This window comes from Salegentibacter chungangensis, assembly GCF_042678405.1.
GTDB classification, from domain to species: Bacteria; Bacteroidota; Bacteroidia; order Flavobacteriales; family Flavobacteriaceae; genus Salegentibacter_A; species Salegentibacter_A chungangensis.
The window spans coordinates 154,522-176,765 of the sequence record NZ_JBHTLI010000001.1; the positions used below are offsets into that span (position 1 = coordinate 154,522).

The window sequence follows — 22,244 nt, forward strand, 5'->3', positions numbered from 1 at the left end:
TGAAATTTTATTTGTACTTTTAATAAACAAATTCATTTCTAACCATTTACCAACAAACAAGAATGAAAAGGATACTTGTTCCAACCGACTTTTCTGAACAGGCTGAATACGCCCTGAAAGTAGCGGCGCAACTGGCAAAAAAATTCGACAGTGAAATTTACCTATTACATATGCTTGAACTGCCATTAGAACTGGTAGACCCCGTAGCGGGAAGTTCGAGCCACAACCTCCCAGAATCCATATTTTTTATGAAACTTGCCCATCAGCGTTTCAAAAAACTGATGTCAAAACCTTACCTGGATGGCATAAAATTATACGAGACCGTGCAGTTTCACCAGGCATTCGAAGGGATAATGGAAGTAAGTGAGGACAAAAAGTGCGACATTATTGTTATGGGCTCTCACGGCGCAAGTGGCTTTAAAGAAATGTTCATAGGCTCGAACACCGAAAAGGTGGTACGCACTTCTAAGATTCCCGTTCTTGTTATCAAAAAGGAACATCCTGAATTCAAAATAGAGAATTTTGTATTTGCTACAGACGGGGACTCCAGTAACAAACACACCCTCAAAATGGCCAAAGACTTCGCCGATAAAATGAATGCCAAGTTACACCTGCTGTTCATCAACACTCCCAACAACTTCCTAACCAGTGAAGATGTTAAGAAAAGAATGGAGAATTTTGTAGATGGCCAGAATGTTGGAGACTACAACATTCATATTTATAACGATGTTAGCGTAGAAAAGGGAATATTAGGATTTGCCACCACCATAGATGCAGGCCTAATAGGAATCAGCACTCACGGAAGAAAGGGTATAGCGCATTTCTTTAACGGAAGCATCAGTGAAGACCTGGTAAACCACGCCAAGATCCCGGTGGTTACCTTCAGGATCTAAAGAAATGATTTCAGGGCCCCGGCCCTGATACATTTCCAGAAATAATTCCAGAAAGATTTCGTCTTATCCCGCTTCACCTTTATATTTTTGTGAACCAGTTCTTCATTCACCGCTTCGTTATTGACGAATAAATTTGCAATTGCAGACAAGATCTTATTTTTCTTTTCACTGTTCTTTCGCAGTACTTCCACCTTAAAATCATAATACCTAAGCTTCATTTTTCCGTTCGCAACAGTATTATTACCGGTATAGTTAAAGCTCATATCGGCAATATCGCCTTTTGCCTCAATATTCATTGCAGGTTTTAAGAACTCATTCATCCCGGCTGCAGACAGCCTGCCCATTTTTCCTGAAATCCTGAACCGGTCGTTCAGATCGCTAACATCCATATTCCAGTTCACCTCGAGCGGCGCCTCCCCCATAAAGGAGGTTTTCACGTCTACATCTGTCCTGGGAAAAGTCTCTTCAGACATTCCCACATTGCTAAGATGATAGATACTGGCATTCAGGTTTTCAAACTTCAGCATTCCGGCCTGCCTTGATGTATCTATCAATTCTTCATACTGAATATAACTTTGCCTTATCCTGATGGAATCCAGCTCGAGCTTAAAAGGCAGATTCCTGATCAATTCACTGTACATTGGCTTATGGCGGGTATCTTTCGGCATAAGTTTATTCCGGTATAACCGAAGCTTTGCATCACTGATCCTGGTTAAGGGGTTTCTGAAGTGCAGGGAATCATTCCTAAAGGACCAGCTAAGGTCATTTAGATGTATTTCACTGATATTTAATTCAACCCTGTCCTTTTCATAGGGGATATGCTTTTGAAACTCGATCCTATTATACTTAGGGACAATCTTAAAATTCTGAAGTTTCAGAGCACCTTTATTAGCATCGATATTGGATATATAGATATCATGTTGCGGATTCATTCTCATATAAACCGAATCGCTCCTGAAATGATACCCGCGGTAATCGAAAGGCACAGGCTCCCTGAGTGTCTTTTGATTGAGATTGATATCCCTCATTTCCAGCTCCGGGAAACTTACAAAGATTTGATCTGCTTTTGAAGTATCAGACTTAACAAGCCTGAATTGACCATTCTTCACCTTCAGGGATTTAATCATTACTTTTTTTCCCAACTTACCTGAAGAAGAGTCCTTTTTTGCTGCCTGTTCAGACTTGGTGATCCTTATATCCGGTGAATTTAAAAACAATTCCCCTATTATAATTTCTTTACGGGTTAAATAAGCCCAAAGATCAAGGTCGTCCAGTTTAATAAGCTTAGCCTTCAGGACTCTCCCGTTCTTACTGAATTCGGCTTTTTCAACTTCTGCCATTGCTCCCAGCAAACTCACATTTATCTTTTTATAGGAAGTGCCGGAGTCGGTTAAGGATTTCTCAAGTCCTTTTTTGATCTTATGTTCCAAGAAATTATTGGCTCCAATTAAAAGCCCTGCAATTACTGCAAGGGCAACAAGGAAGTAAAGAGTTCTTTTTCGGTTGGTTCTCAAGGCTAAGTGTTGGTTTTGGAACAATTTACAATTCAGAAAACATTTTCTTCACAGGTTTAAGATTTTTTAACTTAAAAATTTAACCGCCTGATTATCCCTGCGTTAAATTTAAGTCAAACTTAGTACAGCTCGGTTTTTGCACGTGATTTGATTGTATATTTGACCAAAATCATTTGCAACACACCATGCTGTTTAAACTAAGTATTAAAATAATATTTATAGCTGTCGAAATCTTTTTGGGCATCTACAGCATTGTAGTGAGTGATAGTCTTTTAATCAAGTTTTTATTCTTCGCTGTTACTGCGGTTATTATCGCATTTGGAGTAACTAAGATCATTAATAAGTTACTTCCGGTAGATAAGGATTATATCGCTGCAGACCTGGAGGAGGAAGTTGAAGAATAAATCTTAACCCATTTCAGGCTTTCCTTTTAATCCAAATTAATTCTTTTTCCCTGACATTAATTTCATATCTTTTTCAAAAAGCCTGTCCTTTTCAACAACTCCTATTTTTCAAGAATGAAATTAATTTGCATTGCAGACACTCACAATAAACACCAGCATTTGGATCTTCCTGCCGGCGATGTCCTGATTCACGCAGGAGATTTCACAGAATCGGGAACCCGTGGAGAATGTCTTGAATTTCTCAAGTGGTTTTCAGGCCAGCCCCATACTCACAAGATCCTTATTGCGGGTAATCACGATTTTTACTTTGAAAAGCTTAATGCACAGGAGTTAAATGAAATTTTACCATCAAATATTCATTACCTCAATGATAGTGGTATTACAATAGACGAGGTTAGTTTCTGGGGTTCTCCTATAACCCCGGGTAGCGGAAGATGGGCCTTTAACCGGGACAGAGGCGATGCAATTTCAAAACACTGGCAACGAATTCCCAAAGACACCCAGGTGTTAATTACCCACACTCCTCCTTATGGGATTATGGACAGGATTAAAAGTGATACCAGTGTCGGATGTTCAGACCTATTAAAGAAAGTGAAATCGGTTCAGCCCAAGATCCATATTTTCGGACACATCCACGAAAATTACGGACTGGAGAAAAAGAGTGACATCCGCTACCTCAACTGTTCGGTCCTTAACGAAACCTACACTTTTTTTCGCCCGCCTTCCCAGGTAGAAGTTTAAGCATTATTACCGGAAATCCCCTATTTGTTTTTTTAGCGTTATAAGGCAACGTTAAAAAAATGCTCCCAGCGTTAAATATTTATTAATCAGTAAAGTATTAGACTTTTTTTAACAGGAAGATAGCAAGTCGCATCTTACTTTAGCCGAAGAAATATGATTACTAACGCCAATAACCATTTCTATGAACACCTATAATTACGAACCTGCGACTGTCTTAGAAGAAGTTAAGCATCTTATATCTTATAGTATCTCGAACATCGAAGAACAGAATTCGAATTACAAAACGATGCACAGGGCGATAATCAAAAAATATTTTGAGGCTAAAAATGTTCATATAAATTACCAGGAACATACCGTGGAGATGGAAATTCCGGTAGGGAACAGGAAATACACCCGTATTACTTTTGAATGCCAGAAACTGGAGCGCTTTCTTAAATCCTGCCTCAAGAAGGATGAGAAAAGCCTTTATTTTTACCAGAATATACTAACGCACTACAACGCGGTAAGTGCAGCGTAACATATAGAAAAAGGAGATTAGTTAAAAGCAAAAAAGGCTTCAGTTGAAAAACCGAAGCCTTTTTTAATTCCCGGATATAGAAGCCTGATTAAAGAGATTTCGAGAGGTGGAGCCCGGCTCCAAAAACCGGCTCCTTATACGAATTAAACTCGGTGCCCAATTCAATATTTAACTGAAAGGGCCTGTTTATCAACCTGACTTCCGAATAAAAGTAAAACACGTCTTCATTGGTCCCATCCTCATGTAAAGGCTTTTGGAATGTCCCCTCGTTATGGGCATAACTCAACATCAGCTTATATGGATAGGTATTAAAATAAGTTGAGAATTGACCGGAAACTCCAAAATGATGTGCTGAAAACTTATTGTTTACAACCATATCAGAATCCCTGTCATAAGTAAAGAAAGGAACGCCTAAGATCCTGCTTTTATAGGTCCACCCGGAAGGGTAAACCCCATTATTAAAGTAATTGTCATATAAATGGGGGCCGGTCTGGCTCTGATCACGTGTGTAATAGAACTCGTAAATAAAAGAATTAATAATCCTGTCCTTTTCCGAAAAATCTATAAACACTCCATATCGTCCGTCAGGAAAATTAGCGCCCCGGCTTCCGGAGCCATCCTCAAATAGGTTATTGAATATGAACCGGGCTTTAAAATCTTTAAATTCCCTTGTTACATATAACTCCCAAGACCCCAAATGATTACCAAGCACATTGGCCTTATCACTTTCTAAAGAGTTATCTCCTCCGGCTCTACCGGCAAAAATCCGTAGGTAGTCTTCTATCCCTGCAGGTTGCTTTCCAAACCTTGGAGATGTTCCTCCCCATTGGGCAAAATGCTGGATCCCGGCTTTAAGTTTCCAGCCATTCCAGCTTTTAAAAACAAGATGCAGGCTTTTATGATGTAAAAATGCATCCTTAACATAGCGGTCCTCCCCCAGCCAGTATTCTTCAAGAGTAGCTTCGAAACCCCAGCCCAATTCTCTTCCTTTAAAAAACACTGTGCCATTCGTGCCAAGTTGCACTCCAGGTAAGGCTCTGGCGTTTAAGGACCATAAAATATTCCGGTTGGAAGCACTAAGCCCATTGTACATTTCGGCTTTATGTTTAATGCCTGTAACAACTTCCAGCCAGGAATTGGAATAAGCCAGATAAGCCTCATCTATGAACAATTCCTTTTCCAGCCCATCAGAAAATGCCAAACCACCTCCAAATTCAAAGGTCTTGTTCCCTTCGAAGTTATAAATTCCATAAGCATTAAGCCCGGCAGATACATTGGACGTTTCAGCTATTCGCCCCCGCTGATTGCTATACATCCAGAAAGGTAGTTCCTCCTTATTAGAATACGCTCCCATTAACCTTGCCTCGCCGGAAAAATCAATAGCCTGCGCCCACAGGCTGGAAAAATTCAATAAAAAAAGCAGGCTGATTAAAACCTGCTTGAAATATTTTCTACTCATAATTAAGTGAACCTTAGTTCTAAAAAGAAGTTTTCAGACGCTCCCACAAGCTTTGCTTATCTTCCCCGTAGGCATATCCATACTTATTCCCATACCCGAAGTTGGCAATCTTCACATCATTAAGCACAAAACTTACATCATGTAATTTCCCGTCATTTTTAGCATCAACTGCGAAATTAAGAAGCTTTTTCTCTGTATATCCCGCCCTGCAAACATACAAGGTAAGGTCTGCAAAATGATTGATCAGGAAGGTGTCGGTTACCAGCATAGAAGGAGCGGTATCCACAATAACATAATCATACATTTGAGAGAGGTCTTCAAAAAGATCTGCAGTTTTATCACTTCTCCACAATTCTGAAGGGTTAGGCGGAATACTTCCTGAGGCTAGAAGGTCCAGATCCTGATGATACTTAGAAGTATTTATCAGGTCCTTCAGAGAAAGCTCATTCTTAACCAGGTAATCGCTTACCCCAAGAAGCTCCCTGGCACCTGTCTCGTATCTTTGCAACTGGGGGTTCCTAAGGTCGGCCCCTACAAGCAACACCTTTTTACCGGTATTGGCCAGTGTAAGTGCCAGGTTAAAGGCAACGAATGTTTTTCCTTCACCTTTAACCGTAGACGTAATGAAAATACGATTCCCCCCCTGGTGTTTATTGGCATTCACCAGCAAGTATTGCAGATTCGTATGAAGTATCCTGAAGGACTCCCCAAGCACAGACCTGTCATTCTTTTCAACCAGGTCACTCTGTTTACGGCCAATTTTCGGCACTTCCCCAACAATTGGAATTTCCTTTGTGATCCCCTCAACATCTTCCCTGCTTTTTATCTTGTTACTAAGCAAGTTGCTGATATATATTACCAGGAATGGGATCAGCAGTCCCAGGATCAGAGCGGCGAGCAACACGATCTGCGATTTCGGAGAAACTGGGCTGGTTGTACTATATGCTCTGTCTACAATTTTAGCTTTTGGAGCCGTTACGGCCAGGGATAAAGAATTCTCCTCCCTCTTTTGAAGCAGGAAAAGATAAAGAGATTCCTTTATATTTTGCTGGCGCTCGATTCCGCGATATTGTCTTTCCGTTGAAGGTACTGAAGATATTCTTGAGCCTATGGCAGCGGCCTGGCTCTTCAGGTCTTCATTTGCTATTCTTAAATTAGCCCGCATCCGTTCCAGGCTCTGCAACACATTCCCTTTTATCTGCTCAATTTGTGAATTAAGCCTTTTAACGATCGGGTTCCTTTCTGTAGAACCGCTTAAGATCCTGTTGCGCTCCAGGACAAGGTTATTATATTCTTCTATTTGCTGATTCACCCCGGTCTCTTCGATACCAAGATTGGCCGGAAGAAGGTCTGACTTGGAACCGGTTTTAAGATATTCGATCATCGCATTCGCCAGTTCCAGCTGAGTGCCCACTTCCTGCTGGCGTTTATTATACTCACTGGCATTCTCGATAATAAGTTCAGATTCAGCCTTAATATCGGTAAGCTGATTAGCTTCCTTGAATTCTTCCTTCCCGGTCTCTACCGAATCCAGCTCCTCATTGATGATGGCAAGCCTCTCATCGATGAAGGCTGCCGTATTCCTTGCCACAAGGTTCTTATCTTCAATAGCTTCCCTGTTATACTCAAATATCAGCTGATCTATAATATCCTGTGCCTTTTGCTTTACAGGATCATTCAAGTCAAGATTAAGCAGGCTCGAATTTTTGTCGGTAAGATTTACCTGTACCTGCTCTCTGTAATAACCCGCCACCTCTTCTATAGGGCTAAAGCTCACTAAGACCTGACCCAAGCTTTCAGCAGTCTCTCCTGAGGTCCTTTCAAAGTCCGGATTTTCGATAATAACCACATCAGCAAACCCCAGGTCTACAGGCTTCCCAAGATCCGCTTTGATCGTTTCTTCAGTTTCAAGATCGGTAATTTCAAGTTTTTCTCCTCCCTCACTTGAAATTCGATATTTTACTCCTGATTCTTTTCTTTTTAATTTCAGAAGCTTTTCATCCAGTCTCAAAACCTGCGCGTAAAAAGGAGTATTGGTATAGAGCTCTGAAGTTCTTACCTCGCCTTCTTCAAAATATCTTACGTTTATGTTCAGGGCTTTAACGACCCCGGTCATTAGCCTCCTGGAATTCAGGATCCCAATCTCGTTCTCTATGCTGCTGGTTCCCATTCCACCAAGCAAACCTAAATCTGCAAAAGCAGCCATTTCTGAAGATGGGCTTTTTCCTTCGTCATCTTTAATGATAATACTTGCTGTAGTATTATATACCGGTGTTGAAAATTTAAGGTATAGAAATGCAATACTTATACAGGCAATAACCCCAATAACAAACCAGGGCCAGAACCTTAGATATCTATCAAGCTCTTCTCTTAAGTTAATCTCTTCCTCCTGAGGTCGGCGAATATTATTTTGCTGTGACATATTACTTGGTGATCAAAACTATTACTGAAACTAAAACTGATGCTATAGAAATATACACTCCGGCGTTACGGTTATAACTTGCCGACTGACGCTGAGGACCGTTTGGCTCCACATATACCACGTCATTTTGCTGAAGATAATAATAGGGAGAGTTTACCGATTCTGCATCTGTAAGGTCGAGATAAGCGTGGGTTTTTACTCCATTCTCTTCCCGCATAACCAATACATTGTCCCTGCGACCATAGATACTCATATCTCCCGCAAGCCCAAGGGCTTTTGGCAGGCTTAAATATTCATCCTTAACATCGAAGGTCCCCGGGCGATTCACTTCTCCAAGCACACTCACCTGGAAGTTCACGATCCTTACATTCACTATAGGGTCCTGAACATAATCGCTGATGTGCGATTTCAATTTTGAAGAGAGCTGCTGCCGGTTAAGACCTTCCACATTTACAGTTCCCAACACCGGAAACTCAATATTCCCGTCACTATCTACGAGATAAGTCTGAAGTTGTTGACGGGTATTAACTGTCAGGCCTGCATCAGTACCGGACTGAGGCATCCCAACTACAGGAAGATTGAATGGCATTGCAGCCGCCTGTTCGGGAGCCGAAACATTTATGGTAAGAAGATCGTTGGGCTTGATCTGCAGGCTATTTTTTTTGTTTGCATCAAGCCTGGCTTCCATATCATCCAGGTTTTGAAAATAAACTACTTCCTTCCGTGATACACAGGAGGTAATAAATAAAAGACATAATAATGCCAATATTGGGCGTTTCATAGTAGGTTTAAATTTTACAGGTGTTTAATTTGGGTAGGGGCCGCGAAGATAAAATTTTATGTTAAAAAATCGTTAACCATTAAATCATTTTTTCTTGTTGAAAACCGGCCAACAGCGCGTCTTAACTCCGGCTTTCGGATGACAGTTCTTTTTTTACGGGTCTTACTCTTATGCCTTTTGGCCTAAAATATACTTTTGGTTTTTGCTTAGCTTTTACTCTTAAAGCTTCAAAAAGTAAGCCGGCAGCAATAAACACACCCGCCATTGCCAGGCTCATTCCAATACTTTTAAGGTCCCTGCTCAGCATTATATACAGGATGATAACCGCAAGATTCAACGCCCCCAGCAGTAAGCTTGCTTTCTTATGAGAAAAACCGTTATCAAGAAGCACATGATGCATATGGTTACGATCGGCCTCGAATGGGGTTTTACCATTCTTTAAACGAATAATAATCACCCTAAGCGTATCAAAGACAGGCAGGAATAATACGGCAAGTGCGAATAAAAGCCTGTTCTCCGGAACGAAACCTTCTCTCATGAGAGGTTCATAAGGTTGCATCACAAGAATCTTAAGGCTTAAAAAGGCAATCACAAAACCCATAATAAGGGATCCACCATCCCCCATAAACATTTTACGCCTCCCCCGGGAAAAATTAAATCTTAAGAATGCCCCAAGGATTCCGGCAGCTGTAAGGCTAACCAACACGAAATAAGGGTGCCCCGTGGCATAGAATACCATCGCATAGGTTAACGAGATCACAATGCCTGCAATACCTGCAAGTCCGTCTATCCCGTCAATAAGATTATAGGCATTGATCAGGGCTACGACAATTAAGGCTTTAAACGAATATCCTAAAACTGCAGGAATGGCAAAGACCCCCAAAAATCCATGTAAGGTGGTAAGCTGTAATTCCGGGGAAAAAATGATGAATCCCGCGGCAAAAAGCTGGCTTACAAATTTGAGTTTCGCTGAAGAGATCACCAGGTCATCCTTCAAACCAGCCATAAAAAGGAAGGTTAGCCCTACAATAAGATGGTTCCCTGTAGGCGAAGTTCTCAGCGCCTGTAAAATGCTAATAATAAGTACCAGGACTATAAAAAATGAAACCCCTCCAAAAGGAGGAATAGCATCCTGATGTGAGCTACGGTGATTCACCTCTTTCATCAAAGCCTTTTCTTTACTCACCCATAACACTTTTGGAGTGAAATACCAGGTTAGCACAAAGGCAAGCATAAATACTCCACTCGCGAAAAACAGGTAATACCTGTGGAACAGGTCAAGTATGACCTGTTGGTCTAGGATGTTCATTGTTTTAAGGTTTTTAATATTTAAAACCTGTGAGGTAGGGCAAAGACAGGCTCGAAATTCAGAATTATTAATTATAAAAGCACTTAAACAGATGCAAGATTATTTATTCTTTCTAAATATGAATCTATTACTATCTTTTCATCAAATCTTCTTTCTGCTAACTTTCTCGCATTAGCTCCCAGTAGCAGCCGATTTTCTTCGGAGGCATCCAGAAGTTTACCAATTTTCTCCGCTAAATCAATTGCATTTTTCGGCTCACACAAATATCCATTATATCCATCCTGCACGACATCTTTGCAACCTGGAACATTTGTAGTAACAATTGGCAATTTCATCGCACAAGCTTCTATTAAGCTTCTAGACAAGCCCTCTCGGTACGACGGTAAGACCATGATGTCTGTTTCTTCATAAACAGCATTCATATTATCAGATTTCCCCAAGTAATTAAACTGTGGCAGCTTTAACCATTCTTCAAGCTCTTCCTTTTGAACCGCCGTTTTATTGTCATAACCAAATTCGCCAACTATTTTAAATTCTACATCAGGATATTTAATATGTAACCTCTTCCCGGCTTCTATAAATTCTCTAATTCCCTTATCCCCTATTAGTCGTCCGACAAATAAAACCGACATTCCGGAATTTTTTTGTCTAATTATATCAAATTGATTGAGATCAACTCCTGATCCTGGAATAACACTGGTTTTATTAAACCTTTGAAGCTTTTTTTTCAAAAAAATGCCTTGATCTTCATTATTTTGGAAGAACACCCACCCTGACTTCAAAAATGCGATTTTGTATAAAGCTAAAGCTACTAAAGTTGATAAACTCTTCTTAATAAAGATGGTCCCAAGTCCGCTAACGTTATTTATAACCGGTATTTTAAGGATGTTTGCAGCAAGATTGCCGTAGATATTAGGTTTTATGGTATAGGAAAGAACCATATCCGGCTTTATAGCTTTAAGTAGTTCAAAATAATCCTTAGTTAATTTTAAGTCCTGTTTGATATTGGTTCCTTTGCTATTTAAACTTACACTGTAGCATTCCACACCCTCGCTTTTCAATAAAGGGACATATTCATCATAAGGCGCTATAGCCACAATTATATGCCCTTCCTTCTGGAGCGCCTTAATCAATCCTAGCCTGAAATTGTATATATTCCAGCTGGTATTTAATAAAATAGTTATTGTCATTTATTTTTCAATCAATCCAATATGTAAAGAGAATTAACTGGTAAAAAAGTAAAACCCAAGACGAAAGAATCCTGTTTTTATTAATTTTCAAGGATAATACAGAAATTATTAAAAAAGGAAGCAGAATTGCTAAATATCGTGTAGCATAAGCTCCAAAAACAACACTGGCAAAAAAAACTAATATAAGAGTAAAAGACATTTTAGAGTATATATCCTTAACATTGAGTTTTTTTAAATAAATTATTAGACCTATATAAACTACCCAAAATATACTATACAATATAGATGATTGCGGTTGCTTTATATTAGCTCTTCGATCTCCTATTAGTGTCAAGATATACTCGCGTCCAATACTCAGAGTAAAAGCCACAAAAAGACCAATAATTATTAGTACTCCTAGATTCTTATACTTCCCTTCATATTGGGTTTTATTAAGTATATAAACTAGAAATATTAGCACAACCGAGGAACTATGGATCATTGTAGAACTCAGAAGCAATACCAATTTTATCCATTTATTGTTGCAAAGCATTGCTACAATAATGATAGAAAGAGCAAAAGAGTTTCTGATCTGAGACATGACAAAATCTACCATTAAAGGATTTAATAGTAAAAAAGCAGACAAAAACAGACTCTTAGATTTTTTGAAGGTAAAATATCCAAAAACAAAAATTGAAAAAAAGGAAATACTTTTAAATACTAATGGTAAAGGCAATCCAAGATTTTTTAAGTATAAAATAAGAGCTGCCCATAGAGATTCAGAAGTGATATATTTCAAAAAAAAACCTTCATTTATTAAGGATGAAAAATTAACGCCTGAGCTAAACCTCTCGATATAATTTTCAATATCTGTAAATTCTGCACCTCTAATAATCTCCCATGGTATATTCACAAAAATTAAAGCGAAAACCGTAGTCCATAAGATTAACCTCTTGGACCTGAAATATGGAAGATATTCCTCCGGAGCATTTGTTTCAAAAGATAAATACCTAATCATTCGCAAATTAAAAATTCCTGTAGTTTGCTTTGGAAGCTTTCTAATGACCTTTCTTCAAGTTGTTGAGAAAAAACAATCTGATTTTTATTTAAATCATTTTCTAAGACATTTTTAACACCTAACCGAATAGCCTCTTCATCATCTGTTTTAACACAAATAATCCCACTTAGTTCATCTATCCCACCAGCACATTTAGTCGAAACTACACGATTATTTTGGGACATCATCTGCAACAGCACATTTGGAAAACCTTCAACTCGTGAAGATACCACGCAGAGTTTAGCCTGCTTAAAGTAAGCATATACATTATCTACATGCCCCTTAAGAATCACTTTATTCTGAAGCCCCAATGATCTTATTTGTTCTTCTAACTCTGGCCTTTTATGCCCTTCACCCAAAATTACGAGATCAAGTTCTGGATATTCTTTTGAAATTTCTTTAAAGGAATCAATCAAAATATCATATCCCTTTTCAGGTATTAATCTTCCCGCTGAAACTATGAATTCTCTTGGATGTACCAGGTGTTTTGGTACTGGAATATTCTGAATAGCCCTTAAGTTAATAGGATTAGGTATTACAACAAGTTTTGTTTTCCTTTCGATCCATGGCAAACCTTCAATTAGTTGATCTCTCATCACCTGGGTTTGATTAATAAGCAGATCTAGAGAAGGATACCCTAACCTGTATAACATTTTAAAAATAAACAATTGCTTCCCTTTAAAGCGATGAAAGATTGTAGTCGACTCTCTTCCTATAAAATATTTCTTTTTCACCAGCCCAAATCTTATCAGAAACCCTACAAAACTTGTTGTGTGCAGGTGAGAAGTGTAGATATAGTCAAACGTTATGCTCTTAATTTTTAAAACATTCAAAATCGTAGAGCCTATTCCCGATAACTCTGTTGCCGAATTGGAGTAATAAAATTTCACATCTCCCAAATCTTTTAGATCCATCCACTGCCCACTCATTTGCCTTTTTAAAAAAACAACATAGACTTTATTTTTAGCCTCTAAATGATAGTAAGATATATTTTTCAGGTACTGTTCTGCCCCACCTAATCTATCATCCGGAACTACAACAAGAATATTCTTCATATCACTTTTTTAAGAACTTATTCTCAGGTTGAGAAAGCAAGAAAGTTTTCTTTTTCTCATAACTCATGCCTTTACTAGATAAGTTATAAGGGGCAATCCTCTTTTTAAGGTCCTCAACCTCCCCAATTACTTTTGCCGGATTACCAGCAATTACTTTATTACTTTCTACAGATTTCGTCACAATAGCTCCAGCACCTATAATTACATTATCCCCAATTTTAACTCCCGGCATAATAAGGGCATTGTTGCCTATATAAACATTATCCCCAACCTTTATCTTCCCAAAAACATCAAAGGCAGGGATCTCTTCTCGAAACACCCAAGCAGCTCCATGATTAAAAAACCTAACCCCTTGGGTTATTTGAACGTGATTACCTATTTCTATAAGATATGGCTCTGAACCAAAATTAGTTGTAGCAATTTTACATTTATCCCCTATACTAACACCAATTTGTCGAGCATACTTCTCATTGCTATAAAACACTTTTTTAAGTAAATTGATAATTCTCCTAACCATAAATTATTTTCTAAAGATTGACTTTAACTCTTTAAGGTCTGCATAAATATTAGAAACATTAAGAATTCTCAAAAGAAAAACATAACCCAATAGCACTACTGGAATAAAGAATAGTTTTTCTTCCGGTAAAAAACTGGATTTAGAGAAAGTGAAGTCAGAAATTACATATAGAAGCAAAAAGCTAAAAACAACTTTAAGTATTCTTTTTATCCCAAACCAATCAACAATCCCCAAAACCCTTCTAGAAAAGTAATAATTGAAAAAAAAGCTTAAGATATTAGTGAGTAAGAATCCAAATATTAGGAGCTTTATATCCCTAAAATAGAGTCCGACAAAAATTGTTATTAACTGAACTCCCTTTTTTAAAATCTCTAGATAAAGAATTGACCTGGTTTTATCATATACTTTAAAGATTAATCTATTAAACATCTCCAATAAATAGAAGAAGGAACCCACGGCCAACACCTGCATATAGAACTCAGCTTCTAACCATTTTTTACCATACAGTAAAAATAAAATTCCATCAGAAAAAATTAGAAAAACTAATGCTATAGCTCCACATAATAATATCAATGGATTCACAATACTTTGAAACTTTTGAAGAAAAATTTTATTATTCGATTGATGCTTACTCAGTGAAGAGTAAACAACATTCAAACTACTTAGCTTTATTACATTATTAGGAACATCCTGTAATTTTTTTCCTTGGTAGAAAAGTCCTACTTGATTAATAGAAAAAGTACGGGCAAGTATTAATTGATATATATTATCAAATGCTGTGTTTAGAATTGATGCCAAAGTCGTATTTATCCCAAAACCGAACAGTTTTGAAAATGATGCTTTACTAAAATTAAGACTAAAAAAAGCACCTTCAAAAATCCACAACTGGCAGGTCAATAAAAAAGCCAATGTAATCTGTAAAAACACTAATGACCAAACTCCATATCCATTATAAGCCAAAATGAGACCAACCAAAGAGCCAATTAAAACCGAATTAAAGTAATAAACAGATTTCCGTTTGAACTTCATAGCCCTTACTAATTTTGCATTCTGAATCACCTGGAATGAATTTATCAAAATAACTATTCCTGATACTTGAAGTAACTTTTCAAGTTCCGGGTTACCGTAGTAAGTTGCTATTAATCCTGCTGTAAAAAAAAGAATTATATATAAGAGTAAACTTAAAGTAACATTAAAAACAAATACAGTCGAAAAGTCTTTATAATCAGCATCTAGCTTTCTAACCAATGCCCCCCCCAAGCCACTTTCTGTAAGCACATTACTAATCAAGATAAAAAACATAATTATTCCTACCTGTCCAAATTGAAAAGGAGACAAAATTCTTGCTAGTAAAACATTGGTAGCCAATGAAATAATCATAGCTCCAATTTGCCCCCCCATTGACCAAAAAAGAGAAACTACAAGCTCTTTTTTACCCTCTATCACTCTTTAGATTTAAAGATTATTCCAATACCATTTAACTGCCTCCTTCACACCTCGGTCAATTTTATAATGAGGGTCATAACCTAAAAGGGTTTTAGCTTTTTCTATTGAAGCTAAAGAATGAGGAATATCACCTACTCTATTTGGGCCGTGTTTAACCTCAATATTGGCTATTTCAGAGTCATATTTTGCCAGATTCTCTTTCAATAAACTTGTTAATTGCACCAAATTGGTCCTATCCCCTACAGCTGTATTATAGACTTGATTGAGGGCACTTTCATTTTCCGTGGTGATGGCCAGCAAATTCATCTGAACCACATTGTCTATATAGGTAAAATCACGGGAATATGTACCATCTCCATTAATCACCGGACTTTCATGCTTCATCAACTGAATTACAAATTTTGGTATTACAGCTGCATATGCACCATTAGGATCCTGTTTCCTACCAAAAACATTAAAATATCGCAAGCCAATTGTATCCAAACCATAGTTTTTTTGAAAAATATCAGCATATAATTCATTTACATATTTGGTAATAGCGTATGGCGAAAGAGGCTTCCCGATCTTATCTTCAACCTTGGGCAAACTTTCTGAATCACCATATGTAGATGAACTTGCAGCATAAACAAAACGTATAACCTCGGCATCCCTTGCTGCAACCAGCATATTTAAAAACCCAGAGATATTTACATCATTGCTGGTTATTGGATCATTTATAGAACGAGGTACTGATCCCAAAGCCGCTTGATGTAAAATATAATCCTGCCCAGCGGCAGCTTTCTGGCAGGTACTAAGATCCCGAATATCCCCCTCAATCAAATTAAAATTAGGGTTTGCTTTAATTTCATCAAGATTTCTTTTATGTCCGGTAGCAAAATTATCGAGGCAAGTCACTTTAGCACCCAATTTCAAAAGTGTCTCACTCAGGTTTGATCCTATAAAGCCTGCGCCACCGGTAACGAGCACTCTTTTACCCTCTAATTTCTCAAACTGTTGCCTCACTATAATTTTCCATTTACTGATTCGAGAACTCCTTTCACATCATACACTACTGCCTTTTCCATTTTAAACTGTTCCAGGTCCATCGTCAAAAACTCCTCATGTGCCACTGTTAATACAATTGCATCAAAATTTTGCTTGGGCAGTTGATCAGTGGTTTGAAGGCCGTATTCGTGCTTTACTTCTTCCGGTTTAGCCAAAGGATCATAAATAGTAATATTGGTGCCGTACGATTGCAGTTCTCTTACCACATCTACCACTTTGGTATTCCGCACATCGGGGCAGTTTTCCTTAAAGGTTATCCCCAATACCAGAATGTCGGCACCTTTTACCTTGAGATCGTTTTGCAACATCAGTTTTATTACTTCAGAAGCCACATATTTTCCCATCGAATCGTTCATTCGCCTGCCGGCAAGAATGATTTCGGGATGGTATCCCAGTTCCTGGGCTTTTTGTGCCAGGTAATAAGGGTCTACCCCAATACAATGCCCTCCAACCAGTCCCGGTTTAAAAGGCAAAAAATTCCATTTGGTACCCGCTGCCTCAAGAACATCCCTGGTATCGATATTCATTTTATTGAAGATCTTAGCCAGTTCATTCACGAAAGCGATATTAATATCTCTCTGCGAATTTTCGATCACTTTAGCAGCTTCGGCCACCTTTATGGTCGGAGCCAAATGTGTCCCGGCGGTGATCACGGATTTGTATAGTTCGTCCACTTTTTTTCCAACTTCCGGGGTAGAACCCGCAGTTACTTTTAAAATCTTTTCGACCGTATGTTCCTTATCTCCCGGATTAATACGCTCCGGAGAATACCCTACGAAGAAATCTTCGTTAAATTCCAGTCCGCTAACCGCTTCCAGAACCGGAACACATTCATCTTCTGTCACACCGGGATAGACCGTAGACTCATAGATTACGACATCTCCTTTTTTCAGGACTTTGGCCACACTCTCGCTGGATTTATATAAAGGTGTTAAGTCTGGTCGGTTGTTCTTATCGATCGGCGTTGGAACGGTAATGATATAGTAATTGCAGTCAGCAATATCAGCCAGTTCGTAACTACAAAAAAGCCCGTGCTTAGCTTCCCCGGACTCAAACTCAAATTCTCCTGTTCCCGTTAATTCAAACTGAGGAAGAACTACGGGATTATCTTTCAATAAGACCGATCGCAAAACCGAATCCTCCACTTCCATTGTCAGGTCATGACCAGCTCTTAATTCCTGAACCCTGACTTTATTAATGTCATATCCAACAACAGGATATTTTGTAGCAAACAGTCTTGCCAGGGGCAGTCCTACATAACCAAGCCCAATAACTGCTATTTTTATTTCTTTATTCATTATTTATATAATTACAGTATGATTCTATTGAATTAAAAGCCTGAACCTTAAATTCAATGAGAACTCTCCGAAAAAATTCTTAAGTATTGTTTAGGCCGTGACTGCCTTGAAAGTGGCCATAACCTGCTCCCTACTCCCCCGGTGAGAAGTACGTGAAGAACTTTGGTCATTAAATCCTGGTGATTTTAACTCTTTTGCAAAGGTAGGGTGAGGCAAAAGATGTAGGTTAATATTGCGTTGATTTGGAACAACTTTTTCCTGAAAAGGCCTGATTTTTTTACAGCTTTACATGGCTTCGCCGCCGTGAGTCCCATTTCCGGGTCACTTTTGCAGCTCTTAAAAAATATCAGCGATCCAAAAATGCAATTATTACTATGCATTTTATACGGAAAACCGTAAGATCTGTGCCTTTTCCGGCAGGGGGCAAAAATAATTTTTTGAAAGCATCAGGACAAGTGAACTCTGTTAAAATTATTAACAGTTTTGGGTGACAGATTGAAGTAAATAAAAAAACAATCTCTTAAAAAAGGTTTTTTATGCTCTTTTTTAGAGGTTTAGAATAAAAAACAGAGAAATTTAATCTAAAAAATTGTTAAGGGATTAAGAACGAATATCGTGTTAAACCGGAAGAATAAAATGAAAATAAACAGAATCAACCACAAATACACCTAAGCCGAGCCTATCTGCTTTAGATCTCCAATACCAACAGGCTTACTTATAAAACCTGAAACCTCATCATATTCGGCAGCCTTTTCTTTATCTGACCTTGCTATGGAAGAAGTAACGATATAAATTTCTACGCATCTCATATCTTCATCCCGCATTTCACATAATAAGTCAAGAAATTCCCAGCCATCCATTCCGGGCATATTGATATCCAAAAGAATCACATCTGGCAAAGGATGATGATTATCGCTTAAAGCTTTAAGCGCTCTTTCAGGGTGGGTATAAAAGTAACTATCAGAAAAGACATCTGCTTTCCGAAGAAGGCTGCTTATTATAACCTGGTAGATCTCATCGTCGTCTATTACGCAAATGCTCTTTTTCATCCAAAAATCACTTTAAATGTTGTTCCTTTTCCCGGGGTACTTTCCACCTGGATTTCACCTCCCATAGCTTCCACCTGGTTCTTGGTGATAAACAGGCCTATTCCCCTCGAGTCACTTCTGTTCGAAAAGGTCTTATAAAGCCCGAATAGTTTACTGCCATTACGTTCAAGATCTATTCCAATGCCGTTATCCCTTACCTCCATAACCCAGTTATTATCCTTTTTATATGCCTTTACTTCAACTTTTGGCTGTCTTTCGGGATCACTGTACCTAAGGGCATTCGAAAGAAAATTCAAAATAACACTTTCCAGGTAAGCCGGATTAAATTCCACCTCAGCCTCCGGCGGCACATCCAGACTGACCAGCGCATTTTTACTCCTTATTTGCATATCCAGAAGATCAAGGGTTTTTTCGATGAAATATATCAGCTTTAAAGGCTCTCTTTTTAAATCAAGGTTGGTCTGTATGGAAACCACCTCGTTTAAATGGTGCAGGGTCTGATTAAGAGAAACGCTGACCTTTTTCAAAAGTTCCACATAATTCCTGCGCTCCTCTTCCTTTTCTGAAATCACATACAGATCCAGGATAGACTGGATATTGCTGGAGTGCGACCTAAGGTCATGAGAAATAATATATGAGAAATTAAGAAGCCTGCGGTTCTGGTCCATTACCATTTGGTAAGATTTATTAAGCTGTAACTCGGCTTCCTTCTTTTCAGTAATGTCTTCAATAATTGAAATATGGGAGGTGGGTTCTTCTCCGGGCTGCCATAAAGGAGAAACACTAAGCTTTATCCAGGCCAGGCTTCCGTCCTTCCTCAGACTCCTCTTCTCAAGGCTATATTCCCTGATCTCTCCTTTCAGCAATTTTTTCATGCACAGGTCATTCTCCGCAATATCATCGGGATGCGAAAGCTTCCTGTAATCCATATTCTTCAGTTCTTCGCGCGAATAGCCTATCAATTCCCTGAACTTCCGGTTCACTTCAAGGATACGACCGGTACCAGTATCAACCCGAACAATACCAACCGCGGCCTGATTAAAAATAGTACGGAATTTAAGTTCGCTTTTATATAATTCCCCTGCCTGGGCTTCTACAAGCTCTTCCAGCTTGTGAGGTCGTTTTAAAAGCCGCATCATCATCCATCCCATCCATAAGGAAAGTATAAAGATAAAAGCCGCCAGCGGCCAAAGGCTCGCAAGCTCCCTGTACGGATTTTTTGGTGCTATATATACCTTCCAGTCCCCGTCGGGCAAAATAATATATTCAGAATATGCCTCATCGGGTACCGGCCCCGGCAAATAATAAACTTCATTGCCTGTTAACGGGTCTTCTTTGCTGAATTGAAACCTATATACATCCTGAGTAAGACCGAACAGCCCTGCCTGGCGCAACAGATTCTCAAGCTTTATAATGACGGCCGAAAACCCCCAGAATTCATTATCTATAAAAACCGGAAGTCTCCCAACTACTGCGGTCCCGCCCTGGCGAAGTTTTATAGGGCCGGCAAAATACATCTTTCTGGAGCTGATGGCCTTTCTGGCCTCTTCATTCCTGGTGCTATCGGCCAGAATATCATAATTAAGGGCTGCACTGTTCTCTTCCAACGGATACACCCTGGTAATTACACCACCAGGTACAAGTTCTACAGCATCAAGAATTGGGTTGGCTTCAATAAGACGCGGTGCCGTGTTTTCAAAATCACCAATCTCTCCATCATCATCAATTAACAAGGCAAGGCTTAAAGCAGCAGAGTAACTGCTTTTAAGGGACTGCCCAATATTCTCCTCGACCATCTCAATAATCCCTGACATTTCACTCTGGCGCTGTTCCATCAGGATCTGGTACCGCTGCCAGAATATAAAAGCTCCCAAAGCGATAAAGCTGAAAAAGACCAAAGTCCCGGCTACAACAGGATTCTTTAGCTTTTTACTTATCTTATAAGAAACACCTTTCCGTTGGTCCATTCCGGGTTTGATCAGGTTAGGGACTGAGGTCTAGATCCAAAGAAACTGAATATAGACCAGGTTCTTGTTCAAAAGAAACAGAAGTAACAATTCTAATAAAAATAAAGGGATTATAAAAATTTAATGATTTTTACAACAAAACAAGCAAAACAGTAAGAAATCCTAAACGACCTCCCTGATTCGCGCACTAACGGTGCAACCTAATTTGGGAAGAATTAACCTGAGGCGTTTTTTCCCCACTTCTTTAATTATGGCTTTATGATCTTTAAATGCTCCCCCCGAGATAATCAACTTGTCGCCAGGGCTAAGTTCCTGCATTTCCAGCTCACTTATCTCCTCATCATCCAGCCAGGCTCGTATCGCTTCAATTTCCTCATCACGAACTACTGCGGGCTTACCTAACCAATTTAAATACCGTACCACCCCGGGCACTTCAAATACCAGACTTCTATCCTTTTCAGCAATATTTACAAAGACATAGGATTTAAAAAGAGGGAGAATAACTTTCTTTTTACGGTCACTCCACTGCCGCACCTCTTCTATTAAAGGACAATAAACCTCAACCCCCATTTCTTCAAGGGCCTGAGCTGTTTTCTTTTCAGTGCGGGGTTTAGTGTAAAGCACGTACCACGACATAGGAATATATCTGTTTTTGTACGGTAGGTCCGTAATTGTTCAAAAAGTTATTCTCGTAGTAGGGCTTAGAGAAAAAAGCAGCCGGTTAGCTGCCCGAAGAGAACAAAAATAAAAAAATCAAGACTAATCAAAGTAATTCCACAAGGGATTTCAAACTATAAATCACAACTCCTTAATTATCAACACCCCAATACAATAAAGAGAGGAAGGTAATTCTCTCAACCCGGCTTCCTCACTGGTCAGATTCCCGAAAAACAAAAAGCGTTTGAGGCGTTTTTAACAGAAATTAACTAAAAGCTGACTGCCGTCATAATTTAGGAGGCATTCCTGCCGCAACTTTGTATCAAATTAAAAACCTAAAATTATGAGCTTTTCAAAAAAAATAAGTCTGCTGGCAACAAGCTTCCTGATGATGGTGCTTACAGCACAGGTTAGCCTTGCCCAAACCTATAAGGTTAACAACTCAGCTTCCGATCTAAAGGTGGAGGGGACTTCTAATGTACACGACTGGGAACTAGATGCCGAAAAAATGAGCGGTAGTCTTACAGCTGAACTCAATGAAGGACAACTTACTGAAATATCCAAGCTTGATTTTACGGTTGTTGCCGAAAGCCTTAACAGCGGAAAAGGCGGAATGGACAAAAACACCTATAAAGCGCTAAAGACCAATAATTATGATAAAATAATTTACACCCTGGCTAAAGTGAACAATTTAGATTGCACTTCAGCTTCACAATGCAAAATTAACACCAGTGGTTATTTGACCATTGCCGGCACCAAAAAACCCGTAGACATCACTTTTAATGCAAAGGTAAACGGGGACAAGATCGTGCTTTCCGGAAACAAAACCCTCGATATGACCGATTTCAATGTGGAGCCACCTACAGCAATGTTCGGTGCCATCACAACCGGTAAAGAGGTAACTATCAAATTTAATACTGAATTCAAAAAATAACTTCAACCTTA

The 22,244-nt window shown here is 38.9% G+C and carries 20 protein-coding genes and 1 pseudogene; 5 read left to right on the plus strand and 16 right to left on the minus strand.

What is annotated here, in order from left to right:
* Window positions 1-62 precede the first annotated feature (62 nt).
* Window positions 63-893 carry a universal stress protein gene (locus ACFQ3Q_RS00630; RefSeq protein WP_380741917.1) on the plus strand — a complete coding sequence of 277 codons (831 nt, stop codon included), beginning with the start codon at window positions 63-65 and terminating at the stop codon, window positions 891-893.
* Here ACFQ3Q_RS00630 and ACFQ3Q_RS00635 read toward each other — a convergent pair.
* Window positions 890-2,407, minus strand: coding sequence for a hypothetical protein (locus ACFQ3Q_RS00635; RefSeq protein WP_380741919.1), 1,518 nt, complete (start codon window positions 2,405-2,407; stop codon window positions 890-892). The genes ACFQ3Q_RS00630 and ACFQ3Q_RS00635 overlap by 4 nt on opposite strands.
* A gap of 185 nt (window positions 2,408-2,592) precedes the next feature.
* Here ACFQ3Q_RS00635 and ACFQ3Q_RS00640 point away from each other — a divergent pair, with 185 nt between their 5' ends.
* From ACFQ3Q_RS00640 to ACFQ3Q_RS00650, 3 genes are all read left to right on the plus strand, one after another.
* Window positions 2,593-2,811, plus strand: coding sequence for a hypothetical protein (locus ACFQ3Q_RS00640; protein ID WP_380741921.1), 219 nt, complete (start codon window positions 2,593-2,595; stop codon window positions 2,809-2,811).
* Between the two features lie 114 nt (window positions 2,812-2,925).
* Entirely contained in the window at window positions 2,926-3,552 is a 627-nt protein-coding gene (locus tag ACFQ3Q_RS00645) for a metallophosphatase domain-containing protein (protein WP_380741923.1), read from the plus strand.
* A 181-nt stretch (window positions 3,553-3,733) separates the two neighbouring features.
* The gene (locus tag ACFQ3Q_RS00650) at window positions 3,734-4,069 is read left to right on the plus strand and encodes a hypothetical protein (RefSeq protein WP_380741925.1); all 336 of its coding nucleotides are present in this window, start codon (window positions 3,734-3,736) and stop codon (window positions 4,067-4,069) included.
* Between the two features lie 88 nt (window positions 4,070-4,157).
* On the opposite strand, the gene ACFQ3Q_RS00655 is transcribed toward ACFQ3Q_RS00650, so the two are convergent.
* The 15 genes and pseudogenes from ACFQ3Q_RS00655 to ACFQ3Q_RS00725 form a co-directional block, all read right to left on the minus strand.
* Window positions 4,158-5,528: a capsule assembly Wzi family protein gene (locus tag ACFQ3Q_RS00655; RefSeq protein ID WP_380741927.1), complete on the minus strand. Its 1,371-nt coding sequence runs from the start codon at window positions 5,526-5,528 to the stop codon at window positions 4,158-4,160.
* 19 nt (window positions 5,529-5,547) lie between these two features.
* Complete coding sequence (locus ACFQ3Q_RS00660) at window positions 5,548-7,950, minus strand: GumC family protein (RefSeq protein WP_380741929.1); 2,403 nt, start codon at window positions 7,948-7,950, stop codon at window positions 5,548-5,550.
* Window position 7,951: 1 nt separating this feature from the next.
* Window positions 7,952-8,731 (minus strand): polysaccharide biosynthesis/export family protein, encoded by a 780-nt coding sequence (locus tag ACFQ3Q_RS00665; protein ID WP_380741931.1) that lies wholly within the window; start codon window positions 8,729-8,731, stop codon window positions 7,952-7,954.
* Window positions 8,732-8,852: 121 nt separating this feature from the next.
* A complete protein-coding gene (locus ACFQ3Q_RS00670) occupies window positions 8,853-10,040 on the minus strand; it encodes a glycosyltransferase family 4 protein (RefSeq protein WP_380741932.1) in 1,188 nt (395 codons plus the stop codon).
* 83 nt (window positions 10,041-10,123) lie between these two features.
* Entirely contained in the window at window positions 10,124-11,230 is a 1,107-nt protein-coding gene (locus ACFQ3Q_RS00675; protein WP_380741934.1) for a glycosyltransferase family 4 protein, read from the minus strand.
* A gap of 7 nt (window positions 11,231-11,237) precedes the next feature.
* A complete protein-coding gene (locus tag ACFQ3Q_RS00680) occupies window positions 11,238-12,227 on the minus strand; it encodes an EpsG family protein (protein ID WP_380741936.1) in 990 nt (329 codons plus the stop codon).
* Complete coding sequence (locus ACFQ3Q_RS00685; protein ID WP_380741938.1) at window positions 12,224-13,321, minus strand: glycosyltransferase; 1,098 nt, start codon at window positions 13,319-13,321, stop codon at window positions 12,224-12,226. Before ACFQ3Q_RS00685 ends, ACFQ3Q_RS00680 begins: the two co-directional genes overlap by 4 nt.
* A 1-nt stretch (window position 13,322) precedes the next feature.
* Window positions 13,323-13,838 (minus strand): acyltransferase, encoded by a 516-nt coding sequence (locus ACFQ3Q_RS00690; protein WP_380741939.1) that lies wholly within the window; start codon window positions 13,836-13,838, stop codon window positions 13,323-13,325.
* A 3-nt stretch (window positions 13,839-13,841) separates the two neighbouring features.
* Window positions 13,842-15,284 carry a lipopolysaccharide biosynthesis protein gene (locus ACFQ3Q_RS00695; RefSeq protein ID WP_380741941.1) on the minus strand — a complete coding sequence of 481 codons (1,443 nt, stop codon included), beginning with the start codon at window positions 15,282-15,284 and terminating at the stop codon, window positions 13,842-13,844.
* Between the two features lie 9 nt (window positions 15,285-15,293).
* A complete protein-coding gene (locus tag ACFQ3Q_RS00700) occupies window positions 15,294-16,286 on the minus strand; it encodes an SDR family oxidoreductase (RefSeq protein WP_380741943.1) in 993 nt (330 codons plus the stop codon).
* Window positions 16,286-17,626: a nucleotide sugar dehydrogenase gene (locus ACFQ3Q_RS00705; protein ID WP_380741945.1), complete on the minus strand. Its 1,341-nt coding sequence runs from the start codon at window positions 17,624-17,626 to the stop codon at window positions 16,286-16,288. Before ACFQ3Q_RS00705 ends, ACFQ3Q_RS00700 begins: the two co-directional genes overlap by 1 nt.
* A gap of 59 nt (window positions 17,627-17,685) precedes the next feature.
* Window positions 17,686-17,796, minus strand: a pseudogene (locus tag ACFQ3Q_RS00710) (sugar phosphate nucleotidyltransferase); the annotation flags it as partial.
* A gap of 498 nt (window positions 17,797-18,294) precedes the next feature.
* A complete protein-coding gene (locus ACFQ3Q_RS00715) occupies window positions 18,295-18,675 on the minus strand; it encodes a response regulator (protein WP_380741947.1) in 381 nt (126 codons plus the stop codon).
* Window positions 18,672-20,642 carry a sensor histidine kinase gene (locus ACFQ3Q_RS00720; protein WP_380741949.1) on the minus strand — a complete coding sequence of 657 codons (1,971 nt, stop codon included), beginning with the start codon at window positions 20,640-20,642 and terminating at the stop codon, window positions 18,672-18,674. Before ACFQ3Q_RS00720 ends, ACFQ3Q_RS00715 begins: the two co-directional genes overlap by 4 nt.
* A gap of 162 nt (window positions 20,643-20,804) precedes the next feature.
* Window positions 20,805-21,278, minus strand: coding sequence for a UpxY family transcription antiterminator (locus tag ACFQ3Q_RS00725; protein WP_380741951.1), 474 nt, complete (start codon window positions 21,276-21,278; stop codon window positions 20,805-20,807).
* A gap of 364 nt (window positions 21,279-21,642) precedes the next feature.
* On the opposite strand from ACFQ3Q_RS00725, the gene ACFQ3Q_RS00730 reads away from it, so the two are divergent.
* Window positions 21,643-22,233: a YceI family protein gene (locus tag ACFQ3Q_RS00730; RefSeq protein ID WP_380741953.1), complete on the plus strand. Its 591-nt coding sequence runs from the start codon at window positions 21,643-21,645 to the stop codon at window positions 22,231-22,233.
* Window positions 22,234-22,244: the final 11 nt, after the last annotated feature.

What these genes read in the sequence shown, in the direction of transcription:
- ACFQ3Q_RS00655 (WP_380741927.1), bottom strand. Translation starts at nt 5,528, where the DNA reads ATGAGTAGAAAATATTTCAAGCAGGTTTTAATCAGCCTGCTTTTTTTA.
- ACFQ3Q_RS00720 (WP_380741949.1), bottom strand. Translation starts at nt 20,642, where the DNA reads ATGGACCAACGGAAAGGTGTTTCTTATAAGATAAGTAAAAAGCTAAAG.
- ACFQ3Q_RS00685 (WP_380741938.1), bottom strand. Translation starts at nt 13,321, where the DNA reads ATGAAGAATATTCTTGTTGTAGTTCCGGATGATAGATTAGGTGGGGCA.
- ACFQ3Q_RS00665 (WP_380741931.1), bottom strand. Translation starts at nt 8,731, where the DNA reads ATGAAACGCCCAATATTGGCATTATTATGTCTTTTATTTATTACCTCC.
- ACFQ3Q_RS00645 (WP_380741923.1), top strand. Translation starts at nt 2,926, where the DNA reads ATGAAATTAATTTGCATTGCAGACACTCACAATAAACACCAGCATTTG.
- ACFQ3Q_RS00690 (WP_380741939.1), bottom strand. Translation starts at nt 13,838, where the DNA reads ATGGTTAGGAGAATTATCAATTTACTTAAAAAAGTGTTTTATAGCAAT.
- ACFQ3Q_RS00725 (WP_380741951.1), bottom strand. Translation starts at nt 21,278, where the DNA reads ATGTCGTGGTACGTGCTTTACACTAAACCCCGCACTGAAAAGAAAACA.
- ACFQ3Q_RS00675 (WP_380741934.1), bottom strand. Translation starts at nt 11,230, where the DNA reads ATGACAATAACTATTTTATTAAATACCAGCTGGAATATATACAATTTC.
- ACFQ3Q_RS00630 (WP_380741917.1), top strand. Translation starts at nt 63, where the DNA reads ATGAAAAGGATACTTGTTCCAACCGACTTTTCTGAACAGGCTGAATAC.
- ACFQ3Q_RS00680 (WP_380741936.1), bottom strand. Translation starts at nt 12,227, where the DNA reads ATGATTAGGTATTTATCTTTTGAAACAAATGCTCCGGAGGAATATCTT.
- ACFQ3Q_RS00705 (WP_380741945.1), bottom strand. Translation starts at nt 17,626, where the DNA reads ATGAATAAAGAAATAAAAATAGCAGTTATTGGGCTTGGTTATGTAGGA.
- ACFQ3Q_RS00670 (WP_380741932.1), bottom strand. Translation starts at nt 10,040, where the DNA reads ATGAACATCCTAGACCAACAGGTCATACTTGACCTGTTCCACAGGTAT.
- ACFQ3Q_RS00730 (WP_380741953.1), top strand. Translation starts at nt 21,643, where the DNA reads ATGAGCTTTTCAAAAAAAATAAGTCTGCTGGCAACAAGCTTCCTGATG.
- ACFQ3Q_RS00650 (WP_380741925.1), top strand. Translation starts at nt 3,734, where the DNA reads ATGAACACCTATAATTACGAACCTGCGACTGTCTTAGAAGAAGTTAAG.
- ACFQ3Q_RS00715 (WP_380741947.1), bottom strand. Translation starts at nt 18,675, where the DNA reads ATGAAAAAGAGCATTTGCGTAATAGACGACGATGAGATCTACCAGGTT.
- ACFQ3Q_RS00660 (WP_380741929.1), bottom strand. Translation starts at nt 7,950, where the DNA reads ATGTCACAGCAAAATAATATTCGCCGACCTCAGGAGGAAGAGATTAAC.
- ACFQ3Q_RS00640 (WP_380741921.1), top strand. Translation starts at nt 2,593, where the DNA reads ATGCTGTTTAAACTAAGTATTAAAATAATATTTATAGCTGTCGAAATC.